Raw genomic sequence first — 25,909 nt, forward strand, 5'->3', positions numbered from 1 at the left:
CGGGAGTTTTTTATTTAATTGTCAGATAACTATGTTACTATAGATAAAAAGAAAATTTGGAGGTGAAGGCTGGCCATGATTGATTTAAGAAGCGATACGGTAACGAAACCGACCGAAGAAATGCGCAGGGCCATGTATGAAGCAGAAGTAGGGGATGATGTATACAGTGAAGACCCTTCCATTAATGCGTTAGAAGAAGCAGCTGCAGAAATCCTTGGAAAAGAAAATGCGCTCTTTGTTACGAGCGGGACCCAGGGGAATCAAGTAGCAATTCTGACCCATTCTGTTTCAGGCAGTGAGGTTATCATGGAAGCAGATTCTCACATTTTTATGTATGAAGCGGCGGCTGCTTCCGCCTTTGCGGGGATTCAGCCACGTCCGCTAATGGGGATAAGGGGATCGATACAGCCTGAGGACTTATTACAGGCGATCAGAAGCGAAGATATTCATCATCCTGAGACTAGCCTTGTTTGTCTGGAGAATACACACAATCGAGCTGGAGGGGCAGTTATTTCAGCAGAAGACATGGCAGCAATCTATAAAATATGCAGGACCAATAAGATTCCTGTACATCTTGATGGGGCCAGGCTTTTTAATGCAGCTGCCGCATGCAATTTATCCGTAAAGAAACTTTCATCACATTGTGATACTGTACAAATCTGTTTATCGAAGGGACTGGGTGCTCCGGCAGGTTCTATCCTGGCTGGCTCTGCTTCATTTATTCATAAAGCAAGAAAATGGAGAAAACGGCTTGGAGGCGGACTGAGGCAAGGGGGAGTCCTTGCGGCTCCAGGAATGATCGCTCTAAAGAAGATGACTCGCCGTCTTCATGATGATCACGTAAAGGCGACAAAGCTGGCGCAAAGCCTGGCGGAGCAGCCAGCACTTTTTGTGGAGAACGGGGTCGATACGAACATAGTGCTCGTTAATATTGGACAAACTGGGTTTTCTACCAGCCATTTTTTACAGTTATTGAAAGAAGAAGGAGTCCTGGCTGTGGCTTTTGGACCACAAACCATACGTTTTACAACACATTATGAAATATCCATCAAAGATATCGAACAGGCTGTCGAAAAGATCTCAAAAATCGTATCAGCAAAAGTTATCCTTCACTAACGGTCAAAACAAAAAAACCAATCCCGATTTAACAAAGGGTTTGGTTTTTTTTTGATTAGAGTTTTGGGGTGACTCTGTGCTTTGTTGCTTGTTCAAAAGAGTAGGCAAACCCGATTAACTCTGGTTCTTTAAAGGCTGAAGAGGTAAAGACAATACCGATCGGCCTGCCGTTTTCATCATAGCCTGCAGGCACACTGATCGATGGGTATCCTGCTTTAGCCGAAAAACCGTATCCTGTATCTCCAGGGTAAAGCAGGGCATCCAGCTGGAATTCCTTTATCACTTTATCAATCCCCAGCTCTCTGGATTTTCGAAGATCATTCATCCGGTTTTCCAAATATTCAAATTCAGTGAGTGTACCCGATGTTTTTTCACTTTCCTCCAAAAGAACTTGTCCATGGCGCAAACATTTTGCTGCATTAGCGTTATTAAAGGCAATGATATCTTTTAAAGAAGTGATGGAATCAAGCCGCGTGTGCTGCTGTAAATAATGGTTGATTCCTGATTTAAACTCATACAGAAGTACATTATAGTCCCATTCCACATGCTCTAAAGGGGTGGCAGAGTCGATGATTACGATTTCGCACCCTTGCTGTTTGATGACCTCGATTGAATCATCGAAACGCTCCTTTTCAGAAGAAGAGAGTTCTTTTGTGCAAAAATGGTAAGAAACACCGATCCTTGCACCATTAAGCGCTGTTTTCTTCAAATGTTTAGTATAATCCGTTTCAAATGCGTGAATAGATTTGTGTGTTGCTGGATCCCTGTTATCCACTCCCGTCATGCCACCGAGCAGTATTGCCGCATCGGTAACCGTTCTGGCCATCGGACCGGCCGTATCCTGGCTAGACGAGATGGGAATAATGCCGAAACGCGAAAGTAATCCTGTAGTAGGTTTAATGCCAACGATGCTATTTGCCGAAGCGGGGCAAAGGATAGATCCGGAAGTTTCTGTTCCGATTGCAGCTGCTGCAAAATTGGCAGCCACAGCAGCTCCAGAGCCTGAGCTTGAACCACTGACATCAAACGATTCTGGGCCATATGGATTTAGAACCTGTCCACCACGGGAACTGAAGCCGTTTGGCATGTTTTCTGTCATGAAGTTGGCCCACTCGGTCATGTTCGTTTTTCCAAGTATGATTGCACCAGCCTCCCTAAGTTTAACTGCTATGAAAGCATCCTCGTCAGCATAGGAATCAGCAAGGGCTAGTGAACCGGCACTGGTATGAATCGCATCACCTGTGTTGATGTTGTCCTTTAGCAGAACAGGTATACCATGGAGAGGACCGCGTTTTCCTTTTTGCAGTCTTTCGGCATCCAGCGATTCTGCGATATGAAGAGCATCGGGATTGACCTCGATCACGGCATTAATATTAGATCCTCGGTGATTGTGAAGGGATATTTGTTTAAGGTAAAGACATACAAGCTGCACAGATGTTAGTTCTTGGCGATCAATAGCATTCTGAATGTCAGCAATCGTTGTTTCTTCAAGAACAAATGTTGAATGATTGACCATGGTCATCAGGAAACCCCGCTTTCTTATTCGTTAATTGTGATCGTTATAGGAAACCATTCTCCGACAATTCCTTGCCCATGCAGCGAAGTGCTGCCTTCAGGCGACAAATCTTTTTCCGCCATGAGCCCCAGTGCAACAGTAAAGCTGTTGAATTTAAGCGGTGGTCAAAGGATTAGCATGGACATACAAGTGATCATACCTCACAATGACAACAGCTTCAGGCTCTCTAAACTCATGGAAGCCTCCATCTGGCAGAGGAAATCCTCCCGTACGCCAGGATTGATCATTCGATAATATGGATTGAAAGTTTCCTAATATCTTTTTCTGTTGATCTTTAACAGAAAATTTGATTTGTCCATCATCGCAACTCCCATTTTTTGATAATTCAATTAAAGCAAAAAAGGAGCAGGTTAGCAAACCGAAGTCTAGTAATTGAGATTGGTAGATAAACTAGTTTTATTTTTCAGGACAAGTATATTTCCGAAAATATTGAATAATAATGGTAAAAAGAACGCGAAGGGGAAGGTGAGCGTATTATGAAAGGGTTTACTAGTCTTACATTATACAGTTGTAATGGGAAGGACTTCAGCACGGATGATAGAATTATGCTGTTTATTACAAAATTTCATTTGAAAACCAAAAGTGAAAAGTGGATGACACTCAGACGGCTGCTTAAAAAGAAGGCAAATCCGCTGGTTGCACATATATTGATCAGTTCAGAATATAGAAGGGATTTTTCGGAACTCCTTGAGGATGAAACCGTAAGAGATTTTTATCTGGACTTAAAACAGCCTCGAAAGCAAGCGATACGGGCATAAATATGCCGGGAGGAGCCCGGCATTTCCCCTGCTGAAGAACATAATTGATGCCAATTCTCCAAAGTGTTGCTATAATAGAAGAGTACTTTTACACTAGAGGAGTTTTTAAGCATGAAATATTTTACTGTTGAAGAAGCGAATCAGCTTCTGCCAGTCATTTCACGTGAGTTAGAATCCCTTCAGCAGCTTCAGCATTCGTTTGTACAATTTTATGATGAATTAGAACGATTGCGTTTATCTGAAAATCCCCCGAATGATGATTTTTTTACCATCGAAAGCAAACTGGATTTTATGGAGATTGAAGCTCAAAGCTACATCCATAACATTCATTCTTTCGGTGCTGAACTAAAAGATATCCATTCAGGCCTTGTTGATTTTCCAGCTATTATAGGGGATAAAGAAGTGCTGCTTTGCTGGAGGCAGGGAGAACCTGCGATCACGTATTATCATGGAAAAGAAGACGGTTATATCAACCGGAAATCTTTGGAAAATTAAGTCCGGAAAATATTTTAAAATTTATTTTCTGAAAAACGCTTGTTTTATTCTCGGAAATTGTTTATGATATATCTCGTGACGGTAACCAAGCGCCTATAGTGAAATGGATATCACACGAGATTTCGGCTCTCGTATTCTGGGTTCGAATCCTGGTGGGCGCGCCATTTAAAAGTTATAAATACCACGGGGTCATACCGGTGGTTTTTTATATGCATTTCAAAAAAAATTCAACGTTGCAGGTTGGTGATCATAATGTCAAACGAAATGCAAAAGCCATATCGGATTTTACTTTATTATAAATATGTTCCAATTGAAGAACATGAATATTTTGCCCGAAAACACTTAAAGTATTGTAAAGAATTAGGCATTCTAGGCAGAATTATTGTTGCTCCTGAAGGGATTAATGGAACGATCTCAGGAACAGTGGAGCAGACAGAGCAATATATGAGGGATATGAAAAGCGATCCCCGTTTTGCTGACATGGTATTTAAAATTGACGAGAGTGACGAGCATGCGTTCAAAAAAATGTTCGTGCGTCCTAAAAAAGAGCTTGTAACCTGGCGCCTCGATGAAGATGTCGACCCTAATGAATTAACAGGGAAACGGTTAAGCCCAAAAGAATGGATGGAAATGATTCAGAGAGATGATGTCGTGATCGTAGATGGAAGAAACGACTACGAATATGAGATCGGCCATTTCCGAAATGCCATCCGGCCAGATGTTAAGGCATCCCGTGATTTTCCAAAATGGGTGAGAGAAAACCTTCACCAATTTAAAGATAAAAAAGTCCTCACGTACTGTACTGGAGGAATTCGCTGTGAGAAATTCTCCGGCTTCCTCCTACAGGAAGGTTTTGAAGATGTTTACCAGCTTCACGGCGGTATTGTCACATACGGAAAAGACGAGGAAACGAAAGGCCGTTATTGGGACGGTAAAATGTACGTCTTTGATGAGCGGATTTCAGTACCGGTCAACCGAACAGAAGAAGATGTGGTAGTCGCGAAATGCTACTATTGCGGTAAAACAGAAGATCGTTATGTTAACTGTGCAAATCCGGAATGCAATCGACAACATGTTTGCTGTAAAGAATGTGAAAAGAAATATAAACGATCTTGTTCCGATGAATGCCGTGAGCATCCGAAAAACCGTTATGAGATTGAAAACGAAGTTCTAGAAACAAAAGCACAATAATAAAATCACTCAAGCAGTCAGCTTACGCTGGCTGCTTTTTTCTTTCAAAATCTTTCACCTTCAATTTGAATGATTTTGACAGAAAATTAAACTATTTGAATGATATTGATTGTTTATGATAGTTTTTGATTGTTTTTTGAAAGGGCTTACTTTATAATGGGTTATTAAGAGGGAGGGCTGGTATGTTATTTACATTGCGGCAAGAAATTATTCTTTCACTTATGGAAAAACAAAAAGTGGTTACACTTGAAGAGCTTGTTCAGGAAACCGGTTCTTCAGAGTCAACGATCCGCAGAGATTTGGACAGACTTGAAAAAGCAAAAAAACTAAAACGCATTCATGGGGGAGCATCCAGGATAGAAGATAAATTGGAAGAGCCGTCCGTAGAAGAAAAAAATCTTAGAAACATGAACGAAAAACGGGCGATCGCTCAATATGCCGCTTCTATTATTGAAGAACATGAATGTGTTTATCTTGATGCCGGCACGACAACGCTCCAAATGATACCTTACTTAAATCCCTCAAATCTCATTGTGGTGACAAACGGCATTCAGCAGGTTGGGCCACTAGTAGAAAAAGGAATATCTACTTATCTGGTCGGAGGGATGATTAAATCTAAAACCGGAGCCATGATCGGCAGCGGTGCCATAAAAAGTCTTGAGAATTATCGGTTTGACAAATGCTTTATCGGTATTAATGGGATTCACGATGAATGGGGTTACACGACGCCAGACCCTGAAGAGTCCATTTTAAAGCAGAAGGTGCTGGAACTCTCACAAGAAAGTTTTGTTTTAGCAGACCCCTCGAAATTCGGAAAAAGCACGTTTTCAAAAGTAGCTTCACTGCAAGAAGCGTCCATCATCACAGTGAAAAGCAACATTCAACTGACATCTTATGAAAAGAAGACGATTGTAAAGGCGGTGGAATTTTGATCTATACAGTTACCTTAAATCCCTCCATTGATTATTTTGTTAAAGTCAATGAGCTGAATGAAGGATCCATCAACCTTGCTGACGAGCAAAACATCGTGGCTGGCGGTAAAGGAATAAACGTTTCAAAAGTTTTAAAAAACCTTGGAATCGAAAGTATTGCCACAGGCTTTATAGGCGGTTTTACAGGGGATTATATTGAACAGTCTCTTCAGAAAGATAACATAGGCACACAGTTTGTCAGAGTTCATGAACAGTCAAGAATCAACATTAAACTAAACACAGGGAAAGAAACAGAGATTAACGGGATCTCCCCGGAGATAAGCTCAGTTAATCTTTCTTTGCTGGAGAAGAATTTATTTTCCAAATTAAAGGAAGATGACTTTGTTGTACTAGCAGGCAGTCTTCCTTCTAGTTTACCTGTCAAATTTTATGGTCAACTAATAGCAGGCATCCGATCGAAAGGATCTCAAGTCCTATTGGATACCAAGGGAAATCCATTGCAGGAAGCATTAAGGCATCATCCATTTTTAATTAAACCAAACCATCATGAACTTGGAGATCTAGTTGGAGCAGCCATTGAAAATCCATCTGATGCCGTATTTTATGGCAAGCAGCTGATTCATGAAGGTGCGGAAAACGTCTTAGTTTCCATGGCGGGCCAAGGTGCTGTTTTTGTATCAAAAACAATTTCTGCGTATGCCAATGTCCCATCTGGAATCGTAAAAAACTCAGTCGGTGCAGGCGATTCCGTAGTAGCAGGTTTTTTAGCACATTACACACAGCATCAAAATCTTTTGGAGGCCTTTAAGTATGGTGTCACTGCCGGCAGTGCTTCCGCCTTTTCAGCCGGATTCTGCACAGCAGCTGAAATCGAGAGATATCTGCCTGAAGTTAAGGTAGAAGTTATAGAGGGGGATAAGAATGAAAATTACAGAATTAATCACGAAAGAGACGATAAAACTTCATCTTGAATCGAAGGAAAAAGCAGATGTGATAGATGAACTGGTTCAGAAATTGGATGAAGCAGGAAAACTGAATAATAGGAAAGCTTTTAAAGAGGCTATAATGGCGAGAGAATCACAAAGCACGACAGGGATTGGAGAAGGCATCGCCATTCCGCATGCCAAAACTGCTGCAGTCCAATTTCCTGCCATCGCCTTCGGAAGAAGTGTGGATGGGCTTGATTATGATTCCCTGGACGGCCAGCCTTCCAAGCTGTTTTTTATGATTGCCGCCAGTGAAGGAGCCAACAATGAGCATCTTGAAACGTTATCCAAGCTCTCTGCATTTTTGATGGATATGAAGTTTCGTGAAGGGCTTCTTCATGCCAAGGATGAAGATGAAATAATAGCGATGATCAACGAAAAAGAAGAGGCTGAGGAAGCAGGAAAGGAAAAGGAAGCTGGACCTCTTGAAACAGAAAAAGATCAGCCATTGCTTCTTGCCGTTACTGCCTGCCCTACAGGAATTGCCCATACCTATATGGCTGCAGATTCTCTAAAAGCAAAGGCAGCAGAATTAGGTATGCTGTTAAAAGTAGAAACAAATGGCTCAAGCGGTGTAAAGAACAAATTAACCTCCACAGAAATTGAAAAGGCCACTGCCATTATTGTTGCTGCTGATAAACAAGTGGAAATGGAACGTTTCAGCGGAAAAACACTGATACAAGTACCTGTAGCACAGGCAATCAGAAATCCAGAAAGCCTGCTGAAAGATGCAGCGGCTAAAAAGGGAACCGTTTACAATCCAGGAAACAGGCCATCGGGCTCAGAAAACGAAGGGAAAACGAAACAAAAGTCGGCCTTTTACCGCCATCTTATGAATGGTGTGTCCAACATGCTTCCGTTTGTAGTCGGAGGAGGTATCCTGATTGCCATCTCCTTTATGTTTGGTATCCATTCTGCCGATCCCAAAGATCCTTCTTACAACCAGTTTGCAGCTGCACTCGATACGATCGGAGGAAAAACAGCCTTTGCATTGATGGTAGCCGTACTTGCCGGTTTCATTGCACGAAGCATTGCTGACAGTCCTGGATTCGCACCGGGAATGGTCGGAGGATTCTTGGCATCAACGGGCCAAAGCGGGTTTTTAGGTGGACTAATCGCAGGATTTCTTGCAGGGTACATCGTCCTTGGGCTGAAAAGACTGCTGGCATGGCTGCCAACTTCTCTTGAAGGAATTAAGCCTGTCCTTCTCTATCCTGTTTTTGGTATTCTACTTACCGGATTGATTATGATCTTCGTCATAAACGGACCTGTACACGCATTGAATGTAGCGCTATCTGACTGGCTGCAAGGATTAGGAAAAGGGAATGCCATCCTGGTGGGCTTGCTGCTCGGAGGAATGATGGCGATTGATATGGGAGGACCAATCAACAAAGCAGCCTTTACATTTGGTATTGCTATGATTGATGCAGGTAACTTTGCTCCCCATGCTGCCATTATGGCAGGCGGTATGGTTCCGCCACTCGGATTAGCCATTGCAACTACTATTTTTAAAAACAAGTTTACAAAGCAAGAACGTGAAGCCGGAAAAACATGCTATGTTATGGGACTTTCCTTCATTACCGAGGGAGCCATTCCATTTGCTGCTGCTGATCCTGGACGAGTCATTCCTTCCATTGTGGCAGGTTCTGCAACAGCTGGAGCGTTGACCATGCTGTTTGGTATCGGTCTGCGGGCACCTCATGGAGGAGTATTTGTTATACCGTTTGTTGAAGGCAATCCTCTTCTATATGGCCTCGCAATCTTAATTGGAGCCATCGTGACAGCGGTTCTTGTCGGGTTCTGGAAAAAACCTGTTCAGCAATAAAACCAGGTAAGCCATCCAACGCCAAATGGATGGCTTTTTCTTTTCCCGGAAGTGATGCTATGATAGAAAAGAGAGGTCTAAGAAGGAGTGTAAAAGATGGATCCCAATGAAATTGAAAACAAAATTATTCAAAATTTTAAACAGGATGAAGGCATGATGATTCTTGTATTTGCTCAATGGTGCATCAATCAAGGAATTGATCCAAAACAGCTCTATTTTCGGGCATATCCGGGCCAGACTGAGAATGAATTATTAAACCATATGCTTGAACAAACCGTCCCTAAAGAGGAAGCTGAAGAAATCCCGGATGCAACCGTCCTTGGTGTATTATCTTTGTTCGGAAACGAAGATTTGGCATTTGAAGTATCAAACGAAATCGAAAGGAGAGCAAAACATGGAGCAGATTGAACCAGGCATGAAAGTGACGGCGCTTTATAAAACGGGGAAATACATAGGTGAAGCAGAACAAATAAAAAATGGAAAGGTGCTTGTCAGTGTTCTCTCTGTATTGAAACACCCTAGACAAGGTGATCTGCATAATCCGAACCAATCGGATGTTCCGTTTTTTCATCAAAGAAAAGCACTGGCCCTGCATGAAAAGACTTGGGCTCCCATCCATACTGTAAAACCATTTGATGGAGAGATTCCCGATTATTCCTCCTCCCTAAAAGCTGCATTTGAGGAACATCTTCTTGAAGTAGTGGAAACAGACAATCAGTGGGCTCAAAAATCTTTGGAAGAATTAAAGAAGCTAAAAAAAGAATACAAGCTATAGATAAAACTATGATGAAAAAATCGCAAGTGTTATAATATGATGTGATAAAACCTGACATGGTTTTTGATGACAGGTTACAGGGTAATATAAATTTAACGCTACGATAAAGGTGGATGGCATGATGAATGAGACACAGCAAAAAATTATTCAGGACCTCGGAGTAAAACCTGAAATTAATCCGCGGGAAGAAATTCAGAACCGTGTAGGATTCATGAAAGAGTATTTAAAAAAGAACGGTCTGCACGGCTTTGTTCTAGGCATCAGCGGAGGCCAGGATTCATCGCTCGCCGGGAAACTTGCACAGCTGGCAATCAACGAATTAAAAGAAGAAACCCACGATCAAAACTATCAGTTCATTGCAGTACGGCTGCCGTACGGAGTACAAAAAGATGAAGAAGATGCACAGCGAGCATTAAAATTTATCCAGCCAGATAAAACCCTTACCATCAATATTAAGGGAGCGGTCGATGCTTCTGCTAAAGCATTTCATAATGCAACCGGCGGGAAAATAACAGATTTTCTAAAAGGCAACATTAAAGCGAGAGAGCGTATGAAGGTTCAATATGATATCGCTGCAGCAAATAAATCTCTTGTTATAGGAACCGACCATGCAGCCGAGGCTATTACGGGCTTCTTTACAAAGTATGGGGACGGAGCCTGTGACCTTGTTCCGCTCACAGGCCTTAGCAAAAGGCAAGGTAAGGCTTTATTGAAAGAGCTAGGGGCAGACGAAAAACTTTATTTGAAAGTACCTACGGCGGATTTGGAAGACGACAAGCCGCTCGTACCGGATGAAACCGCTCTTGGAATTACTTATGAAGAACTGGATGATTACTTGGAAGGCAAAGAAGTATCACCTGAATCGAAAGAAAAAATTGAACACAGGTATATGATTACTGAGCACAAGCGCCGTTTGCCTGCAGCTCCTGATGATAATTGGTGGAAATAAAGTGAAACTCATTAAAAGCAGACAAATGTCTGCTTTTTTTCATGGAAAAGATGATGTATACTTATTTTGGAATGATGTGAGAAAGGAAGCAAACTGTGAGTAAAAAAGCAAAAATTGTATTTGTAATCAGTACACTTGTTTTTGTTATTGTATTATTTTCCTCCATACAAAGGGAAAATACCCGAAAAGAGAACTTAAAAGCAATGGGCGATTATTTCAACAAAAAGTTTGAGTTAGATGAAGATCTGAAAAGCCAATACGATAATAAATTTAAAGTTAAAGTAGGGAAAGAACGCTATATCGTCACATTGAAAAACAAAAAAGTGGTTTCAGCAAAGAAGGAGTCCTAAACACAAGAAGATTGCCAAAATAAAGGCAATCTTTTTTTGAGGAAAAAATGATTTAGAAGGTTTAAAACATTTCAAGTTTTCCAGCAACCAATTTGACAGGATATGGTATTTTTCGTATAGTTAGAAAGCTGATGTACCAAAGCTTTAATCATAAAAGTCGAAAAGAAGGAGGGTGAACATGCGTTTTAAAGATTTTCACCCCAATATTAAAATCCGGATTGTTGAATCACTGCTCTCGGGATCCATAGGAGCCATGATCTATCCTTTTATGGCTATTTATTTAGCAGAAAGAGTTGGTGAATCCCTAACCGGCATATTGTTAATTATCAATATAGCGGTTGGCTTCCTCGTTGGATTTTACGGCGGTTATTACGCAGACACCATTGGCCGTAAGAAAATCATGGCCATTGCAGAGACGTTAAGATTTGCTAGTGTACTGATTATGGCAGCAGCAAATGGCCCATGGGTACATTCGGAAATGGCCGCTGCTTACATAACAATAGCCATGATGATGGTTAACAGCATCTGCTGGGGACTGGCAGGCCCAGCGGCCAGTGCGATGCTGATTGATGTGAGCACTCCAGAGAACCGGAAATTCATGTATGGTATCACCTATTGGACAAATAATCTTTCAATTGCTCTTGGGGGTTTGGCAGGTGGCTACTTGTTTAAAGATTATCTTTTTGAATTGCTTATCGGCCTAACCATTGTTTCCATGGTATCCGTTATTCTTGTCGTATTTTTTATCAAGGAAACCTATGTTCCTGTGAAGAAGACAGTAAAGAAAAGCGTACTGGCTGATATTTTATCCAGCTATAGAATCGTTTTTAAAGATACAACTTTCATTTTGTTTATTGTTGCTTATTTATTGGTCTTATCTCTTGAATTTCATTTATCAAACTATGTTTCTGTCCGCTTAAGCCAAGATATGCCTGTTCAGAAATTTTTCAACTTCTCAGTAGATGGCTTCAACATGCTGGGAATTCTGAGAACAGAAAACACATTGCTTGTCGTAGTTCTTGCTGTTCTTGTCAGCAAGATCACTTCGCGCTTCAAAGACAAACGTGTTTTCTTTCTGGGACTTGCTTTGTATACTGTGGGTTACTTAACCATATCCTACAGCAATCATGGCTTGATTCTGCTTACAGTTATGGTCATCGCTACGGTTGGAGAATTGATGTTTGTTCCAATTGAACAGTCCTATCTTGCCGACATTCCTCCCGATGATCTCCGCAGTTCTTACATGGCGGTGAGCGGAATGGTATACCGGGGAGCAATGACCATTGCCGCAGTCAGCATTACACTCGGCCATTTTATCCCTCGAATGGGGATGACCTTTATATTCATGTTAATGGCTTGTACAGGAATTGCCATTTTTATTAAAGTGCTGCCTTCTCTGGAGGAAAAACGCACGAAGCAAAAACAAACAGCCTAATCAATAACACTTCAGCCTGCAGGGCTGAGGGTTTTCTCATGCACGGTTAATAACAATGGAAAGTTTATATGTTCGTTTAACTTAACCAGAAATTGATCGAGTATTTCATTGGATGGAAACCTGCAATCCAAAAGGCAGCAGCCATCTCCGCTTATTTTGAAGTTATTCATGACAAACTCCTTTTGCGCATCCAAAAACGTTAAATACGGCTGATGATGAACATTTTTAGTAAATATATTGATAAAACAATGTAGAGAAAAGCCAAATTTTTTATAATTCATCCGAATCGTATATCCTTCTATGATGCCTTCATCTTCTAATTTCAAGACCCTGGATGACGCAGCCTGGCCTGTTAAATGAACCTTCTTCCCAAGTTCTTTCATGGTCATTCGGCCATTATTTGAAAGAACTTCTATTTTTTTTATCGGTATTGTCCATCACCGACAACATTCTTTTCACAATTCAAGCAATATCCCGAAAACACTTGAAAAAAGCTATGTATACCTAAAAACGCTATACGCAGCAGGGGATACGGTTTGGTGCGACGATGTTAAGGAAGCCTTGCTGAGCCATGATCCGGAAGTGATTGTATTAAATGCAGGAGCGGCCCAGTTCCTAAAAGGCGGTCCTATAACAATGACGAAAGAGGATGTCTATGAAACTCATAGGGCAGCCCCTGGAGCTAAAATTTTCGTATGCCATATGGAAGCTCTAAATCACTGCCTGCTAACAAGAGAAGAGCTGGATCATTATTGCAGTGATCTTGGAATGTCTAGCCAAGTTCTCATACCGAAGGACGGTGATTCATGCTCATATTAATCGATAACCGCAGAAAGACAGAAGTTTTTCTGCGGTTTTTTTATGACTTGGTAAGGAATCGTTTCTTTAGGGTAGATAAACAGCCCGCTGCTGTCATATAATCGATTACGAGGTGATATCTAAATGGAAACTCAGTATGTATTGTATGGAGACCAAATTATTAAGAGAAATCAAGCATCTATTGATATGGAAGACAGAGGCTATAATTTTGGTGATGGAATTTATGAAGTGGTTTATATTTATGGCGGAAAACCATTTTCAATGGAAGAGCATTTCAAGCGATTTGCCGAAAGTGCAGCCAAGCTTGAAATGAAGCTGCCTTACACACTCGAAACGATTATAGATCTGACAGTTAAACTGATTGAAGCCAACAAGATTCATAATGGAATAGTATACATACAGATGACAAGAGGAGCATCTCCAAGGAATCATTTATATGAGCGGGACTCAGCCTGCCTGATCACAGGCTTTGCAAGAAAAATGGATCCACCCGTCCAAGCTCAGGAGAATGGGGTAAAAACCTATCTTACAGAAGATATCCGCTGGCTGAGGTGTGACATAAAGAGCCTGAACTTGCTGGGCAACACGATGGCCAAGAGAAAAGCGGCAGACCATGGATGCCACGAAGCGCTCCAGCATCGGGAAGGAACATGTACAGAAGGGTCATCTTCTAACCTGTTTATCGTGAAAAACGGAACATTGTATACGCATCCGGCTACCAACCTGATCCTTAACGGCATTACTCGCCAGCATATTTTAACGATTGCAAACGAAGAGAATTTTGACGTCACTGAACAGGCATTTACTACGGATGACCTCCTCGAGGCAGATGAAGTTTTCATCTCAAGCACAACGATGGAGATTGCCCCTGTCATTGCAGTGACGGGAGACAAAAAAGGGACCTATCCGATTGGTCCGATTACTCGACTTCTTCAGAAGAAACTTAAAGAAAAAATAAACCAGCCGACTGTTCTAAATTAAAGGGGTATTTGTTTGAAAGCTATTGCGAAATATTTTATCAATGGAATTTTGACTGCACTGCCTATTATTTTGGTTTTTTATGTTCTCGTAAAGGTGTTTGATTTTCTAGACAGCATCCTTGGCGATACCTTGAAAAATTATATGAAGAATGATTATATTCCGGGAATCGGCATACTTGCGACAATTGTTCTTTTAACCATATTAGGATGGCTCTCGTCTCAATATATCAGTGGGCGGTTCATATCATTACTGGATTCGGCTTTAGAAAGGATCCCGCTCGTCAAAACTCTCTATTCTGTCATTAAAGATACTTTTCAGTCCTTACTGGGGGAGAAACGATCGTTTTCTACAGTCGTACTGGTTGAAATGCCTGAAAATGGTTTGAAAAGCATCGGCTTTATTACGACTGACAATCCAGAGGTTCTTTCAGAGGCATTTATGGGACATGTGGCGGTTTATATTCCGCAAACGTTTCAGATTGCCGGTTTTACCTTTTTGGTTCCAAGAGCCAACATTACTGTTTTGGACATTAAACCTGAAGATGCCATGAAATTTATTCTTTCGGGAGGAGTAGCGTCCAAATAAGAGAAACTTGCTTTTGTTGAACCTTCAAGAACGGTCTTCCTGCCGCGCTTGAGGGTTTATTTTTTATTTCCGCCTCATACCTTCTTAAGAAGAGAATTCTTAAGGAGACATCAAATGAACATGAAAAGAAGGTACCGCACTCTTACAAAAGCTGTTATCATTCCTTCAGGTTTCTTTGTTCGCATCCTTCGCAGCTTTATTCCTTCTGAAAGATCTATTTCTGGGCAATCCCTCAGCAAGACCGAAAATGGATCACGGACAGAATGAACAAAGCGAGTTCTGAAAGTGGACTCTCTTTTTATTATGGCAACGAAAAAAGCTTGATCAGCCTCATTAAAGAAAAGACGCAATTACATAATCGAAACAATATCACAAGAACGGAGGCTTATTATCACTTTTATAAAAATCATTCCGAGGTTCATTGGGCATTGCTTGCGCACATGGTGTCCAGGAATGCCGGATATCAGATGACGGATTTAAAGGGAGAATTTCTGACAAGGCTCCTGAATGATGAGCAGCGCTTTCCAATCTATTGGGCATTAGAGACAGCGAACAGCCTCATCTTTCAAGATGTATACCCGCAGCTTCTCTTGTATGAGGAAAGAAAACGTGCCAGAAGAAGTCTTTTTCATTTGCTGCCAGGGCTTGAAACCTCCGCCTTCATGAAACCGATTTGGGAACATTTTTGGCACAGTCAAGAGAGCCGGATCCTTACCATGGCTCTTATTATTAATGAGCAAAATTTTATTGATGATCGGGTGGTTCATAATAACAACCATGCCAAACTTGCTGGCATACGGGTCACCAGATTTAACGATCTAGCCAGCAGGATAGAAACAGGCAAACACCTATACCGGCAGCTTTTTCATGAAAGGCTGCAACCTTGTATATTGCGATTTGCGGACCAACAGCCCCAAATTGCTTAACGCCTGGAATACATTTTTTACTGATTCTCCAGTGAAGGGAGATTGGTTTAACGGTAAGGCTCTTTTCTAAAAGATTGTTGCTTTGGGGACATTACTGTAAAGATCCTTCATTGACCAGTTGATTGGAGTGCAAGGGGCGAGACTCCTCGAAAATGAATTTCACATTTTCTTCGTGCGATATAACGCTGCCGAAGCCTTCCTTGTCCTGCGGGAGATGCGGGACAGGTGAGACCCACAGGCGCTTGCGCCGGTAAGGCTCACCGCCCGCCCCGCGGAAAGCGAGCATCCTGAAAAGGAAATCAATTACCTAAGAGCAACAAAGGTTACGAAAACAGCCAACGGTAAAGACGTGCCTGAACAATTCAATTTCTTATTTAAAACAAAACCTGCATTCGAAGAAAGAGAATATTGGACCGATCTACATCAACTGGAGGGTGCAGTGCTGGCTAAACAATTTTTATTCTAAAACAAGCAAAAGAGAACTCAGTTAGGAAAGAGCTCTCTTTTTAACGAAGATTATTTAAAAATGGAGATGATGGATCCTAATTGCTGCATCATTCCCATGGCAGAGTTTATTCCATTGATTGTTTTACCCCAGCTGAATGGACTGCCTTGATTGCCGGGGTTCTGGAATGGCTGCTGGTTAAATGGGAATTGCTGTCCGCCGGGAAACCCGCCGTTCCCGAATGGAAACAGGTTGGGAAACATGGCATTGGCCGCTTGATTGTTATTTTGTTTATTCAACTTTCCATTCCCGCCCTGACCACCAAGAAAAGGGTTATAGGGATAGGGTGGGCGAGGAGGGAGCATATGATGATTCATATAGGGATTAGGTGGCGGAGGATACGGAGGATAGGCAGCCATATAAGGATTCGGTTTTGATGCATAATGCTGGCTCCCTGATGGAGGAGAAGCAGGAAGCGGCGGACGGGGAGGAGAATGTTCAATCAGTTCAGGATGATGGGACACCGATTCTTTATGGAACGGATCATAGCCTCCATATGGAAAATAACGCAATGTACCATTATTCTTCCTTTGGTTATACAAATTTTTCACCTCGAATTTTTTCCTTATATGTATATGCTTATTTAAGAAAAGAGTATAGACAAGGGTCTTTATTTCATAAAATAAAGCTTTTCATTAAAAAAAGCTTCCGGGAAATGATCCCGAAAGCTTTTTATTATACGAATAAATTTAAAATTTGATAGATAATGGCAGCTAATACCGCTGAGATCGGCAATGTAATGATCCATGTTAGGACAATTCGCCGGGCAACTCCCCATTTAACTCCTTTAACACGCTTAGCAGAACCTACACCCATGATTGCAGATGAAATAACATGAGTCGTACTGACAGGCAGTTTTAAAGCCGTAAACGTGAAGATAATCAGGGCAGATGATAAATCAGCTGCAGCTCCATTTACCGGTTGAAGTTTCATGATCTTTCCACCGACGGTCTTGATGATCTTCCAGCCGCCCACGGATGTTCCGATACCCATTGAAAGAGCTGCGGCAAACCTTACCCACATTGGGATGCCTTCTGTGGTATGGTATCCACCGGCAATCAAGGCCAGGGTAATGATCCCCATCGCTTTTTGTGCATCGTTCGTTCCGTGTGAGAAAGACTGAAGAGCGGCAGTGAAAATTTGAAAGGTACGGAAGCCTTTATTTGTTTTTGTTTTATTAAAGTTTTTAAAGATCGCCGCAAATAGAGTCATGATGATAAAACCGACAGCTAAAGCAACAAACGGTGAAATAATTAAAGCTTGAATGATTTTTAGAAACCCATCGTAGTTGAGGACCCCGAATCCTGCTGCAGAAATAGCAGCACCTGCAATCGATCCGATAATAGCATGAGATGAACTTGATGGAATCCCGTAATACCAGGTAATCAAGTTCCAGGCGATACCAGCGATAAGGGCCGACAATACAATGAGCAATCCTATTTTTTCATCATGAAACTGAAAAGGATCGACAATATCTTTACTTACACTTTTGGCTACGCCTGTAAAGGTCAATGCACCAATAAGGTTCATTGTAGCGGCAAGTGCGATGGCTACCTTTGGAGGCAGCGCTTTTGTTGACACTGAGGTCGCAATCGCATTGGCTGTATCGTGGAAACCGTTGATAAAATCAAAGGCCAATGCGAAGATAACGACTAAAACGATAAGAAAAAATAACGTATCCATAGCCAATCACTCCTTAGGCGTTACGCATGATGATGGTTTCAAGAGTATCGGCAACATCTTCAGTGCTGTCGGAAATAGCCTCAAGAAGCTCATAAAGCTCTTTATATTGCATGATTTTAATCGGGTCCCTTTCGACGCTGAATAAGTTTTTGATGCTTGTACGAAGCAGGTCATCAACTACAGATTCAAGATCGTTCAGCTTAATCGCATGCGGACGGATTTCCATAAGTTTTTTCTTGTGCAATAATTTAGCGGATTCAGCAACCTCGTATGTTGCTTCTAGAATATGGCCAGCAAATTGAACCATGTATGGGTCTGGTGTTGTGATGTTGTACATTTCAAATCTGGAAGCACATTGTTCCATGCCGTCCAGAATGTCGTCCATTTTATTGGCAAGCTCTAAAATGTCTTCACGTTCTAGGGGAGTAATAAAGGTCTTGTTCAAACCGATAATCAACTCGTGGATAAATTTATCGCCCTTGTTTTCATATGCCTTCATTTTTCTTGCAAATTCTTTTAAATCATCATCGGATTTGATTTTAAAATCCACAAAGTATTGTGCGGAGTCGCGGACGTTATCTGCGATGCTGGTTAGTAAGTCCAAAAACAAATCCTTTTTCGATGAAAATATCATGTACAAAAACCTCCGTTTGTTAAGAAAAAGTAAATTTCTCCTAAATTTTTTGCTAACCCAAACAAATCGTATTATAACTTTTATGATTCTAAAGTTAAACAGCTTTTTTGAATTGAAATAAAACATTTACAAAAGCTTTACAATTCAGTTCTTCCCTTATAGAGTATACCCCCTATGACATAAAAAAAGCAGCTTTCAGCTGCCGATCATTCATATGTAATGGCCGGGATGAAAAAAATTAGATCCTTCAGCATCCTTCACGCTATGCATGTACGCTGATATTCTGTGGTACATCCCGTCATCAACTAAAATATAACACTCACTTAAAAAAATTGGCAAGAATTTTATCTCTTCTCATTTTTTGTACCTTTTCCACTGTAAGTTCATATTTATAAAGTAACTGAGAGTGAAAGGTGCGGAGAAGGATGGGCTTATCTTGGAAAGTAAATTCTCATTATACCGCCTTAGGAGATTCCATTTCTGTGGGAATCGGCTCATCCAAGGAATGGGGAAGCTTCGTCCAGCGGTATACCGTTCTCTTAGAGCATACTCTCTTCAAGACATATCATCTTTCAAATTACGCTAAAAATGGCTTTACAACACTCGATGTACTTTCTTCGATTGAGGAGCCGAAGATCAGAAAAGCCCTCATGAATTCAGAGATCATTACTATCACTGCAGGTGGAAATGACTTGATTAGGGCTGGGAAAAAATATCTTTTAAAAAAGGAAGAAGTGGAATTTCATCACACGTTAAAAGAGTGCCAAAGGAATATGTCTGCCATTTTAAGGAACATTATTGAAATGAAAGAGAAGGGGAAAAAGAATTACATTATCCGCTTAACGAATATATACAATCCTTACCACAAGTGGGATCTTGCTTATAAATGGGTAAACTTATTCAATGCTTATATCCAGACGTTCCAGAAGTACCCCAACGTAAGGGTCGCAGATATTTACTCCTTATTCGTAAGACGAGAAAAAGAATTGTTGTCATGGGACAGTATCCATCCTAACAACCTCGGCCATAAAATGATAGCTCAAGCAGTCTACGACACGGGTTTTGGCCCGTTAAGCCCTCACTTTGACTGAAAAAATTTTCTGAAAACATGACTTAATGCATTCAGTGGCCAAATTCGGCTGTAACTGTGATACAAAACATAAAAAAATCCTGGCAGGGCGGATCCCGTTGGGTAATTTAACGCGGATGCATCATGATAGGAAGAAAGCAAATAATTTACTCCATTAGCAATAGCGGTTGTTGGCTGCGGACTTATCGAAGTGAGAGCATCAATGGCCCATGCAGTTTGGACAACCGTTCCATAACCCAAAGGTACATACCTCTTCGCCTCATCACTATAACATGATTCACCCCAGCTCCCATCCGTATTTTGAATAGACTCAAGCCACCTCGCAGCTTTTTTAAGACATTTATCTCTGTTTACCTGTATTCCAACAGATGCAAGCCCTGTTACAGCCGCCCATGTTCCATAGATATAGCAGACACCCCATCGTCCATACCATGATCCATCGGACTCCTGATGGGACTTCAGCCAATTCACGGCACGGCTTACAGCAGGATCCTTTATAGTCAAGGTTGTATAACTGCCTAAAAATTCAAGAACTCTTCCTGTGATATCAGGGTTTGACGGATCAATCAAAGCGTCGGATGCATTTTTAACAGGAAGCAGTCCAAGCCATTCTTTATTAGTATTTTTTTCAAAAGCAGGCCAGCCGCCGTCATCATTCTGCATGGCAAGCAGCCAGGTTATTCCTTTTTGCCAAGAGTGAAAGGAAAGGGGTGAGAAAGCAGCCTGTATTGAAACAGAGCGTAAAGCTGCCTGTGTATCATCCGTATCGGGATGGATGGAATTGATCTCAGAGAAACCCCACCCACCGGGAGCGGTTTCTTTACAATGAACCTGCCAGTCGCCTTTTTTGGTGTGCTGCTGTTCGAGCAGAAAGTGAACCCCTTTTTGTATGTGATGATTTGCAGGTGAGATGCCGGCTTCGATCAAGGAATAGAGAAGAAGTGAGGTGTCCCATACAGCAGATGGTGAATTTTGAACAAAAAAATGAGTGCCATTATTACATAAAAGAGAAATAATCCCTTGAATGGCCTGAAGAATGATTTGTGAATGTTTCGGATAGCCAAGGGAAAGCAAACCATAAATCATATAGAACGTTGAAGAGGCGTAACTAAGCAGGGTTCCGTCTTTTTCAATTCTGTCCAGCATGTACCGTTCCAATTTTTTATGAACAGAATCAGAGGGCTCCTCTAAGCCGCTAAAAAAACGAATTACCGAATCATTTTCAAGTTCCGGCCAATAGTATTCATGATTCCGATCACCCGTTAAAGCAGAGAGCTGCTGGCTACAAGGATGAAATACAAAGAAATCATTTCTCATGGCAGCTATCATTGGTACGAAATGAGCTCTCGCATAGCTGCTCATATCGTAGAACTGGATAGGAGATAAGGATGGGGAATCGATTAATAAACCGGGATCAAAGGGGATACTGGGCCAAGGTATAATGCCATTTACAGACAGAAAAGCGCGCGTTAAAAAACTTGCCTTTTTTAATCCGCCCTGATGGAGAATAAATTCCTTGGCCATTTTCATCCGTGGACTGTCAATATTGTGATATCCAGCGTAACAGAGTGCAACATACGCTTCAATCGTAACAGAAAGATTGCCTTCTTTCTCATCAGGGTATACTTTCCATGTTCCGTCCAATTCTTGTTTTGAAAGAATGCGCTCAGCCAATTTTCGTTTTAACGGCTTATCATTCCACTCCCATAATACAAGAAGGACAAGCAGATAGGCATCTGTTGTAACTGGATTTTCAAAACAAAATCTAAACGAGCCATCTGCCTGCTGTAAAGATAGCAGATCATGGCAGCGCCGTTCAACCTCATTTCTGATTTTATCCAAATCGAGCATTGGGGTTACACCCTTCCCGGATGACTAGAGTAAGAAATCAATACATCACATCTCCAATCTATATGAAGCAGGTGAGGGCAATTATGAATAATGAATAATGAACAAAACACAGCGTTCTGCAAGCTGTTAAAAGAACATCTGGAACGTCTTCAAGATCCGGCTGAATCACTTCAATCCGGGGGCAGCATCAATGAGATGTTCCGGACGTTTATACGTATGAAGACAACAGGACTGGGGACAAAGCAAGCCTTCTTTTGGCAGAGTGAGTTGTGGGAAAGAAAACGAAAGATACAGAAAGAAAACTGGGAGAAAGACTTGCTGCTCTTCGCAGTTCCCGGACCGGTGCGTTATGGATTGAATAACGACAATTTCATCGGAACCATTCCGCAGCCGAACGGCTTATATTCAACATGGACAATTGTTTTATCTTCTCGTTCATTTGAATTCATTTGGAGAAACATACGGTCGCCCCATAGATCGAATTCTAAAGAAATATTTATCGTAGTTTTTCAAGTTGCTGATCATGAAGGCGGTATAGTAGAAGATAGCCAATGATCGACCCGACAAAAGCAAGGGACATATCCCATTGTGAATCCCAGATATCCCCTTGGATTCCCAGAAAATCTTTGGCAGAATGCCCTTCCGTTTTCGCAACCAGCCACTCGATAATCTCATATCCTGCGGCGAGGGAGAGAATGATGCTTAAACTGAGGAGAATAAGCCAAAAACGGCGAGGGAGGCCGGCCAGCCTGAGCAAAACTTCTCGTACAGGAATAATCGTGAGCCCCTTAAAGAAATGTCCGAACCGATCATAATCATTTCGTTTAAGATGAAAGGTATTCTGAATCCGCTCAAAAAGGGGGACATCATCGTACGTATAATGGCCACCGATAAACATTAATATGAACACGATGGAAAAAAGGCTGTAGGAAAGAGTTGTAAATTGAAAACGTTTATAAGTAAGCATAAGGATTAGGATTGGAAGGACAGCAGGTGATACTTCAAGAACCCAAGTGAAATAATCAGCCGGGCGGAAAGCAGACCAGATGAAAACAAGCGCAGTAAGCAACAGAATGTACAGATGAATATTTTTTGGATGGTTTATTTCCATGTGTGCTCCTCCTGATTTCCTTTTTATCAGTATGAGGGACACAGCCGGCAGTTATACCTTATCCTAAAATATAAAAAATCGCCCAGGTCGGGCGATTTTTTATTATCATACAGAAACTTTCTCGAATTCTTTGCGGATCTCAGCAGATCGTTCTTTTGCGCTGATGATTGCTTTAGTAAAAGCTTGGCCAGCTTCATTTTCCCGCAGAGCATCCAACCCTGCTGCTGTTGTGCCGTTTGGGGATGTAACTTTTTTTCTTAGTGATTCAGGTGATGCATTTGTATCCAGCACCATTTTACTGGCGCCGAAAACCGTTTGTGCTGCAATCTCCCTTGCAAGATCCTCATCCAGTCCTTCAGCCTGAGCTGTTTTTTCAATATGTTCAAGAACATAGTAAATGTAAGCCGGACCGCTTCCTGCTATACCTGTAAACACATCCATCTGTTCTTCTTCAATCACTTTTACCCTGCCGATCGCAGAAAATAATTCTTTTGCGATTTCTATATGCTCCATTGTGACCGATTGTCCACCAGTTACGGCCGTAATCGATTCTCCAATCGTACTGGAAGTGTTAGGCATTACCCGAATAACCGGCTGTTCATCAGGAAGAATTTCTTCCATAAAGCCAGTAGATATCCCCGCGAGAACAGAGAGTACAATTTGATCTGGCTTTAGTTTGGGTTTCAGCTCGATTAATGCTTTTTCTGCATCTTTCGGCTTCATGGCTAAGATGATCAGATCCGCTTCTTGGACCCTTACTTCACTGTAAGGTAAGGCAATCACCTTATATTTTTTCATCAGTTCAATTCGTCGTTCTTCATTTTGTTTATTCGTCATCATGATATTGCTGGGCGGTAATTTATCTTGATTGACCATTCCGGCAGCTATTGCCTCGGCCATGGAACCTGCCCCGATAAAAAGCACCTTTTTAGTTTCTAACATGCAACCTCTCCTTATTGCTGTGCTGAGTTCACTTAAGGTCCTATCTTAACATGTAAAGAAGAGGTTTCAACCCTTTACCGGGACATCGTCCGTTATAGCCAATAATCTCTAAAGAAAGGGAGTATTAAGGAGGCTAAACTGCACATATTGTAAGAAATTATGGGAAAACCTTTTAAATCCCTGGATATGCGGAAATACATTCATCGCTTAGCAGGCTGTGACGGGAGCAAAATGGTTTGCAGCAATTGTCTTTGTTCATCAGGCCACCATGCTCCACAATCTTCTGAGACGATGCAAGCTGCACATTTTTCAAGGTCAAACACTTTCATACCGGAAATTGGGGGAGAGTAGACGTGTAAAGTAATCAGCGGATCCTTTTCATGAGTACCCATCTTATGAATCATTCCTCTTCCAACGTTTAGGAGCGATCCTTTATTTTCAACCTGTTCTTTCACTGGCACAGGCTGTCCGCCGGGCTGGAGCTTATAGAGTGTGTGGTTTGAAGAGCCAGATAAAATCTGGACCCACCCATATGACTGCCCATGGTCATGAGGAGAGCAATCCAGGGCAGATGCCCAATGCATAACGAGAATTTCTACGTGATCACTCTTATAAATTAATTTCCTGCCATAGGGTTTGTTTTCTGGATCCCTGATAAAAGGGCCGGCGTCCTTTACACTAGCTTGCAGTTTATGGATAGCATCAAGCAATTCCTGTGAGGTAGGTTGAACGAGCGGAGTGAAGAGTTTTTCAATCTTAGTAAGGAATAGCAAGTTATCATCCTCCTGCCGAATTAAATGGGGTTATCTATAGTATATTGGAGCCACTTATCCAGCATGTGCTCAGAAGGAAAATCGGTCAATGGTCACAAAAAATATCATATATCCGAAACATTACTCCTAGGGGCTGCGTTAGTTCGCAACAACAAATGGGTGACCAGGAATCGTCCTTTTACTTTTGACGAAAACACAACGATCCAGGAGGTATAAAGTTTATGTATAAAAAGATTGGTTTAATTACAGGAATAACAGCCATTGGGCTCTCTATAGCAGGAGGAACAAATGCAAGCGCACATACGGTAAAGGAAGGAGATACACTTTGGAAGCTTGGTCAGTCTTATAACGTACCTTATGAAAGTATTAAAAAAGACAACAATTTAGACGGAAATATGATAAGACCTGGCCAGCAATTAAACATACCGGCAGTTAAAGGGGTAAGTGAAGATCAAGTGAAAGCTTCTTCAGAAGATAAAAGACTTCTCGCTTCTCTTGTTGAAGCTGAAGCAATGGGTGAAAGTTTTGAAGGTAAAGCTGCAGTTGCTGCTGTTGTCTTGAACCGAGTAAAGGCTGATAGCTTTCCGGATACGATCAAAGGGGTTATCTACGACAAAGGTCAGTTTCAGCCTGTTATGGAAAACAACCTGAAAAAGCCTTCACCTTCATCAGAAAAAGCTGTTGATAAAGCATTATCCGGTTATGACAATACGAATGGATCGCTGTTTTTCTATAATAAAACGACAGCGGTAAGCCGTTGGCTCGATACAAAGCCTGTCAATATAGTAATCGGCAACCATACATTCAGCAAGTAAATTAAAACCTCAGGCCATTGAAAGGTCCGAGGTTTTATTATCGTTCACTTGAGCTCTTTATGCTAAGACCCGATGATTCAATTTTTTGGCTGTTCCGGGCGATGAGAACATCACAAGTGGCATGCCTGGTGATATATTGTGAAACACTGCCGATAAAAATGCGTTCCATAGCGTTTAACCCGGTTGCACCGCAGACAATTAAATCTGCTTCATGCATGGAAGCGAAAGAAAGGATTTCTGTTTTTGGAGTTCCGTAATTAGATAAGGTTTTAACATTTTTTAATCCATGTTTCCTTGCCATTTCATCATAATTTTCAAGAAGGGATTCACTAAAACTCTTGTCACGGTTCATCTCGATGCTAACTGCACCTGCGTCTAATGGAGCAGTAGGGATTTTTTCCTCAGAAATATGAACAATTAGCAATTGCGCATGATATTCTTTCGTAATTTCTATAGCTCTGTAAAAGGCAACCTCCGAAGATTCCGATCCATCCACACCAACAAGGATTTTTTCGTAATAAGGCATAAAAATCACCCCTTTTTTGTAAACTTATATAAATTCATTCCCTATATATAAGAGAGGCAAACATAATCGTAACATTTGTACCCAACCTCCAAATTCCATTTGACAAACCTATAGGAGTAAGGTATTTTTGAACGTATTAAAGTATTTGAAAAATTCATAATTGACTCTTATCAAGAGTGGTGGAGGGACTGGCCCGATGATACCCGGCAACCTGCAGATTATTTCTGAACAGGTGCCAAATCCTGCAAGGCAGAAGGCTTTGAGAGATAAGAGAAGGTCA

The 25,909-nt window shown here is 41.5% G+C and carries 31 protein-coding genes, 1 tRNA gene, 1 pseudogene and 1 riboswitch; of the genes and pseudogenes, 22 read left to right on the top strand and 11 right to left on the bottom strand.

What is annotated here, in order from left to right:
• The first annotated feature begins 75 nt into the window (after positions 1-75).
• Positions 76-1,116 (top strand): low-specificity L-threonine aldolase, encoded by a 1,041-nt coding sequence (gene ltaE, locus AR335_RS03660; RefSeq protein WP_062232084.1) that lies wholly within the window; start codon positions 76-78, stop codon positions 1,114-1,116.
• A gap of 55 nt (positions 1,117-1,171) precedes the next feature.
• On the opposite strand, the gene AR335_RS03665 is transcribed toward ltaE, so the two are convergent.
• Entirely contained in the window at positions 1,172-2,632 is a 1,461-nt protein-coding gene (locus tag AR335_RS03665) for an amidase family protein (RefSeq protein WP_062232561.1), read from the bottom strand.
• On the opposite strand from AR335_RS03665, the gene AR335_RS25595 reads away from it, so the two are divergent.
• The 13 genes from AR335_RS25595 (at position 2,621) to AR335_RS03725 (ending at position 12,388) form a co-directional block, all read left to right on the top strand.
• Positions 2,621-2,926 carry a hypothetical protein gene (locus AR335_RS25595; protein ID WP_156418831.1) on the top strand — a complete coding sequence of 102 codons (306 nt, stop codon included), beginning with the start codon at positions 2,621-2,623 and terminating at the stop codon, positions 2,924-2,926. The two genes, AR335_RS03665 and AR335_RS25595, sit on opposite strands and share 12 nt — an antisense overlap.
• Before the next feature lie 311 nt (positions 2,927-3,237).
• Positions 3,238-3,450 carry a hypothetical protein gene (locus AR335_RS03670; RefSeq protein WP_053354320.1) on the top strand — a complete coding sequence of 71 codons (213 nt, stop codon included), beginning with the start codon at positions 3,238-3,240 and terminating at the stop codon, positions 3,448-3,450.
• A gap of 111 nt (positions 3,451-3,561) precedes the next feature.
• Positions 3,562-3,945: a DUF2203 domain-containing protein gene (locus AR335_RS03675; RefSeq protein ID WP_053354319.1), complete on the top strand. Its 384-nt coding sequence runs from the start codon at positions 3,562-3,564 to the stop codon at positions 3,943-3,945.
• 89 nt (positions 3,946-4,034) lie between these two features.
• Positions 4,035-4,109, top strand: a tRNA-Arg gene (locus tag AR335_RS03680).
• 88 nt (positions 4,110-4,197) lie between these two features.
• Positions 4,198-5,136: a rhodanese-related sulfurtransferase gene (locus AR335_RS03685; protein WP_062232088.1), complete on the top strand. Its 939-nt coding sequence runs from the start codon at positions 4,198-4,200 to the stop codon at positions 5,134-5,136.
• Between the two features lie 182 nt (positions 5,137-5,318).
• Positions 5,319-6,068 carry a DeoR/GlpR family DNA-binding transcription regulator gene (locus AR335_RS03690; protein WP_062232090.1) on the top strand — a complete coding sequence of 250 codons (750 nt, stop codon included), beginning with the start codon at positions 5,319-5,321 and terminating at the stop codon, positions 6,066-6,068.
• On the top strand, positions 6,065-7,039 hold the full coding sequence (gene pfkB, locus AR335_RS03695; protein ID WP_062232092.1) for a 1-phosphofructokinase: 975 nt from the start codon (positions 6,065-6,067) through the stop codon (positions 7,037-7,039). The genes AR335_RS03690 and pfkB overlap by 4 nt, the downstream gene beginning before the upstream one ends.
• On the top strand, positions 6,990-8,879 hold the full coding sequence (locus AR335_RS03700; RefSeq protein WP_062232094.1) for a PTS fructose transporter subunit IIABC: 1,890 nt from the start codon (positions 6,990-6,992) through the stop codon (positions 8,877-8,879). Before pfkB ends, AR335_RS03700 begins: the two co-directional genes overlap by 50 nt.
• A gap of 96 nt (positions 8,880-8,975) precedes the next feature.
• Positions 8,976-9,287: a hypothetical protein gene (locus AR335_RS03705; protein WP_053354315.1), complete on the top strand. Its 312-nt coding sequence runs from the start codon at positions 8,976-8,978 to the stop codon at positions 9,285-9,287.
• On the top strand, positions 9,274-9,654 hold the full coding sequence (gene kapB, locus AR335_RS03710) for a sporulation phosphorelay system protein KapB (protein ID WP_062232096.1): 381 nt from the start codon (positions 9,274-9,276) through the stop codon (positions 9,652-9,654). The genes AR335_RS03705 and kapB overlap by 14 nt, the downstream gene beginning before the upstream one ends.
• 121 nt (positions 9,655-9,775) lie before the next feature.
• Entirely contained in the window at positions 9,776-10,603 is an 828-nt protein-coding gene (nadE, locus tag AR335_RS03715; protein WP_062232098.1) for an ammonia-dependent NAD(+) synthetase, read from the top strand.
• Positions 10,604-10,698: 95 nt separating this feature from the next.
• On the top strand, positions 10,699-10,953 hold the full coding sequence (locus tag AR335_RS03720) for a hypothetical protein (RefSeq protein WP_053354312.1): 255 nt from the start codon (positions 10,699-10,701) through the stop codon (positions 10,951-10,953).
• 178 nt (positions 10,954-11,131) lie between these two features.
• Positions 11,132-12,388, top strand: coding sequence for an MFS transporter (locus tag AR335_RS03725; RefSeq protein ID WP_062232101.1), 1,257 nt, complete (start codon positions 11,132-11,134; stop codon positions 12,386-12,388).
• 11 nt (positions 12,389-12,399) lie between these two features.
• On the opposite strand, the pseudogene AR335_RS03730 reads toward AR335_RS03725, so the two are convergent.
• Positions 12,400-12,829 (bottom strand): annotated as a pseudogene (locus AR335_RS03730) (Lrp/AsnC family transcriptional regulator).
• 120 nt (positions 12,830-12,949) lie between these two features.
• On the opposite strand from AR335_RS03730, the gene AR335_RS24815 reads away from it, so the two are divergent.
• The 5 genes from AR335_RS24815 to AR335_RS03750 all read left to right on the top strand — a co-directional run bounded on the left by AR335_RS24815 (position 12,950) and on the right by AR335_RS03750 (position 15,699).
• Complete coding sequence (locus tag AR335_RS24815; RefSeq protein WP_062232103.1) at positions 12,950-13,207, top strand: hypothetical protein; 258 nt, start codon at positions 12,950-12,952, stop codon at positions 13,205-13,207.
• A gap of 123 nt (positions 13,208-13,330) precedes the next feature.
• Positions 13,331-14,188 (top strand): D-amino-acid transaminase, encoded by an 858-nt coding sequence (gene dat, locus AR335_RS03740; RefSeq protein WP_062232105.1) that lies wholly within the window; start codon positions 13,331-13,333, stop codon positions 14,186-14,188.
• A 12-nt stretch (positions 14,189-14,200) separates the two neighbouring features.
• A complete protein-coding gene (locus AR335_RS03745; RefSeq protein WP_062232107.1) occupies positions 14,201-14,773 on the top strand; it encodes a DUF502 domain-containing protein in 573 nt (190 codons plus the stop codon).
• A 114-nt stretch (positions 14,774-14,887) separates the two neighbouring features.
• Positions 14,888-15,040, top strand: coding sequence for a hypothetical protein (locus AR335_RS23535; protein WP_156418834.1), 153 nt, complete (start codon positions 14,888-14,890; stop codon positions 15,038-15,040).
• A complete protein-coding gene (locus tag AR335_RS03750) occupies positions 15,037-15,699 on the top strand; it encodes a DUF2515 family protein (protein ID WP_062232109.1) in 663 nt (220 codons plus the stop codon). Before AR335_RS23535 ends, AR335_RS03750 begins: the two co-directional genes overlap by 4 nt.
• A 91-nt stretch (positions 15,700-15,790) precedes the next feature.
• Here AR335_RS03750 and AR335_RS23540 read toward each other — a convergent pair whose 3' ends face one another.
• The 4 genes from AR335_RS23540 to AR335_RS03770 all read right to left on the bottom strand — a co-directional run bounded on the left by AR335_RS23540 (position 15,791) and on the right by AR335_RS03770 (position 18,521).
• Positions 15,791-15,985: a hypothetical protein gene (locus AR335_RS23540; RefSeq protein WP_156418835.1), complete on the bottom strand. Its 195-nt coding sequence runs from the start codon at positions 15,983-15,985 to the stop codon at positions 15,791-15,793.
• Between the two features lie 230 nt (positions 15,986-16,215).
• Complete coding sequence (locus AR335_RS23545) at positions 16,216-16,755, bottom strand: hypothetical protein (protein WP_156418836.1); 540 nt, start codon at positions 16,753-16,755, stop codon at positions 16,216-16,218.
• 124 nt (positions 16,756-16,879) lie between these two features.
• Positions 16,880-17,887, bottom strand: coding sequence for an inorganic phosphate transporter (locus AR335_RS03765; RefSeq protein WP_053354304.1), 1,008 nt, complete (start codon positions 17,885-17,887; stop codon positions 16,880-16,882).
• A gap of 13 nt (positions 17,888-17,900) precedes the next feature.
• Positions 17,901-18,521: a DUF47 domain-containing protein gene (locus tag AR335_RS03770; RefSeq protein ID WP_062232115.1), complete on the bottom strand. Its 621-nt coding sequence runs from the start codon at positions 18,519-18,521 to the stop codon at positions 17,901-17,903.
• Between the two features lie 425 nt (positions 18,522-18,946).
• On the opposite strand from AR335_RS03770, the gene AR335_RS03775 reads away from it, so the two are divergent.
• Positions 18,947-19,612, top strand: coding sequence for a GDSL-type esterase/lipase family protein (locus AR335_RS03775; RefSeq protein WP_062232117.1), 666 nt, complete (start codon positions 18,947-18,949; stop codon positions 19,610-19,612).
• On the opposite strand, the gene AR335_RS03780 is transcribed toward AR335_RS03775, so the two are convergent.
• On the bottom strand, positions 19,600-21,462 hold the full coding sequence (locus AR335_RS03780; protein ID WP_062232119.1) for a terpene cyclase/mutase family protein: 1,863 nt from the start codon (positions 21,460-21,462) through the stop codon (positions 19,600-19,602). The genes AR335_RS03775 and AR335_RS03780 overlap by 13 nt on opposite strands.
• A 90-nt stretch (positions 21,463-21,552) precedes the next feature.
• Between AR335_RS03780 and AR335_RS03785 the strand changes: the two genes are divergently transcribed.
• A complete protein-coding gene (locus AR335_RS03785; RefSeq protein WP_062232121.1) occupies positions 21,553-22,017 on the top strand; it encodes a hypothetical protein in 465 nt (154 codons plus the stop codon).
• On the opposite strand, the gene AR335_RS03790 is transcribed toward AR335_RS03785, so the two are convergent.
• The 3 genes from AR335_RS03790 to AR335_RS03800 all read right to left on the bottom strand — a co-directional run bounded on the left by AR335_RS03790 (position 21,959) and on the right by AR335_RS03800 (position 24,288).
• Entirely contained in the window at positions 21,959-22,573 is a 615-nt protein-coding gene (locus tag AR335_RS03790) for a DUF2238 domain-containing protein (protein WP_062232125.1), read from the bottom strand. The two genes, AR335_RS03785 and AR335_RS03790, sit on opposite strands and share 59 nt — an antisense overlap.
• 105 nt (positions 22,574-22,678) lie before the next feature.
• A complete protein-coding gene (gene proC / locus AR335_RS03795; RefSeq protein ID WP_062232127.1) occupies positions 22,679-23,515 on the bottom strand; it encodes a pyrroline-5-carboxylate reductase in 837 nt (278 codons plus the stop codon).
• Positions 23,516-23,715: 200 nt separating this feature from the next.
• Complete coding sequence (locus tag AR335_RS03800) at positions 23,716-24,288, bottom strand: cysteine dioxygenase (RefSeq protein WP_062232129.1); 573 nt, start codon at positions 24,286-24,288, stop codon at positions 23,716-23,718.
• A 221-nt stretch (positions 24,289-24,509) separates the two neighbouring features.
• On the opposite strand from AR335_RS03800, the gene AR335_RS03805 reads away from it, so the two are divergent.
• Positions 24,510-25,103 (top strand): cell wall hydrolase, encoded by a 594-nt coding sequence (locus AR335_RS03805; protein WP_053354295.1) that lies wholly within the window; start codon positions 24,510-24,512, stop codon positions 25,101-25,103.
• A 37-nt stretch (positions 25,104-25,140) separates the two neighbouring features.
• Here AR335_RS03805 and AR335_RS03810 read toward each other — a convergent pair whose 3' ends face one another.
• Positions 25,141-25,629, bottom strand: a complete 489-nt coding sequence (locus tag AR335_RS03810) for a universal stress protein (RefSeq protein ID WP_062232131.1) — start codon at positions 25,627-25,629, stop codon at positions 25,141-25,143.
• Between the two features lie 164 nt (positions 25,630-25,793).
• Positions 25,794-25,902: riboswitch (SAM riboswitch) on the top strand.
• Positions 25,903-25,909: the final 7 nt, after the last annotated feature.

It is taken from the genome of Fictibacillus sp. FJAT-27399, from assembly GCF_001510655.1.
Lineage (GTDB): Bacteria > Bacillota > Bacilli > Bacillales > Fictibacillaceae > Fictibacillus_C > Fictibacillus_C marinisediminis.

Coding starts and splice junctions, on each gene's coding strand:
- ltaE (WP_062232084.1), top strand. CDS start 76: ATGATTGATTTAAGAAGCGATACGGTAACGAAACCGACCGAAGAAATG.
- AR335_RS25595 (WP_156418831.1), top strand. CDS start 2,621: ATGATTGACCATGGTCATCAGGAAACCCCGCTTTCTTATTCGTTAATT.
- AR335_RS03665 (WP_062232561.1), bottom strand. CDS start 2,632: ATGGTCAATCATTCAACATTTGTTCTTGAAGAAACAACGATTGCTGAC.
- AR335_RS03670 (WP_053354320.1), top strand. CDS start 3,238: ATGCTGTTTATTACAAAATTTCATTTGAAAACCAAAAGTGAAAAGTGG.
- AR335_RS03675 (WP_053354319.1), top strand. CDS start 3,562: ATGAAATATTTTACTGTTGAAGAAGCGAATCAGCTTCTGCCAGTCATT.
- AR335_RS03685 (WP_062232088.1), top strand. CDS start 4,198: ATGTCAAACGAAATGCAAAAGCCATATCGGATTTTACTTTATTATAAA.
- AR335_RS03690 (WP_062232090.1), top strand. CDS start 5,319: ATGTTATTTACATTGCGGCAAGAAATTATTCTTTCACTTATGGAAAAA.
- AR335_RS03700 (WP_062232094.1), top strand. CDS start 6,990: ATGAAAATTACAGAATTAATCACGAAAGAGACGATAAAACTTCATCTT.
- AR335_RS03705 (WP_053354315.1), top strand. CDS start 8,976: ATGGATCCCAATGAAATTGAAAACAAAATTATTCAAAATTTTAAACAG.
- kapB (WP_062232096.1), top strand. CDS start 9,274: ATGGAGCAGATTGAACCAGGCATGAAAGTGACGGCGCTTTATAAAACG.
- nadE (WP_062232098.1), top strand. CDS start 9,776: ATGAATGAGACACAGCAAAAAATTATTCAGGACCTCGGAGTAAAACCT.
- AR335_RS03725 (WP_062232101.1), top strand. CDS start 11,132: ATGCGTTTTAAAGATTTTCACCCCAATATTAAAATCCGGATTGTTGAA.
- dat (WP_062232105.1), top strand. CDS start 13,331: ATGGAAACTCAGTATGTATTGTATGGAGACCAAATTATTAAGAGAAAT.
- AR335_RS23535 (WP_156418834.1), top strand. CDS start 14,888: ATGAACATGAAAAGAAGGTACCGCACTCTTACAAAAGCTGTTATCATT.
- AR335_RS03750 (WP_062232109.1), top strand. CDS start 15,037: ATGAACAAAGCGAGTTCTGAAAGTGGACTCTCTTTTTATTATGGCAAC.
- AR335_RS23540 (WP_156418835.1), bottom strand. CDS start 15,985: ATGCTCGCTTTCCGCGGGGCGGGCGGTGAGCCTTACCGGCGCAAGCGC.
- AR335_RS03765 (WP_053354304.1), bottom strand. CDS start 17,887: ATGGATACGTTATTTTTTCTTATCGTTTTAGTCGTTATCTTCGCATTG.
- AR335_RS03770 (WP_062232115.1), bottom strand. CDS start 18,521: ATGATATTTTCATCGAAAAAGGATTTGTTTTTGGACTTACTAACCAGC.
- AR335_RS03775 (WP_062232117.1), top strand. CDS start 18,947: ATGGGCTTATCTTGGAAAGTAAATTCTCATTATACCGCCTTAGGAGAT.
- AR335_RS03780 (WP_062232119.1), bottom strand. CDS start 21,462: ATGCTCGATTTGGATAAAATCAGAAATGAGGTTGAACGGCGCTGCCAT.
- AR335_RS03785 (WP_062232121.1), top strand. CDS start 21,553: ATGAATAATGAACAAAACACAGCGTTCTGCAAGCTGTTAAAAGAACAT.
- AR335_RS03790 (WP_062232125.1), bottom strand. CDS start 22,573: ATGGAAATAAACCATCCAAAAAATATTCATCTGTACATTCTGTTGCTT.
- proC (WP_062232127.1), bottom strand. CDS start 23,515: ATGTTAGAAACTAAAAAGGTGCTTTTTATCGGGGCAGGTTCCATGGCC.
- AR335_RS03805 (WP_053354295.1), top strand. CDS start 24,510: ATGTATAAAAAGATTGGTTTAATTACAGGAATAACAGCCATTGGGCTC.
- AR335_RS03810 (WP_062232131.1), bottom strand. CDS start 25,629: ATGCCTTATTACGAAAAAATCCTTGTTGGTGTGGATGGATCGGAATCT.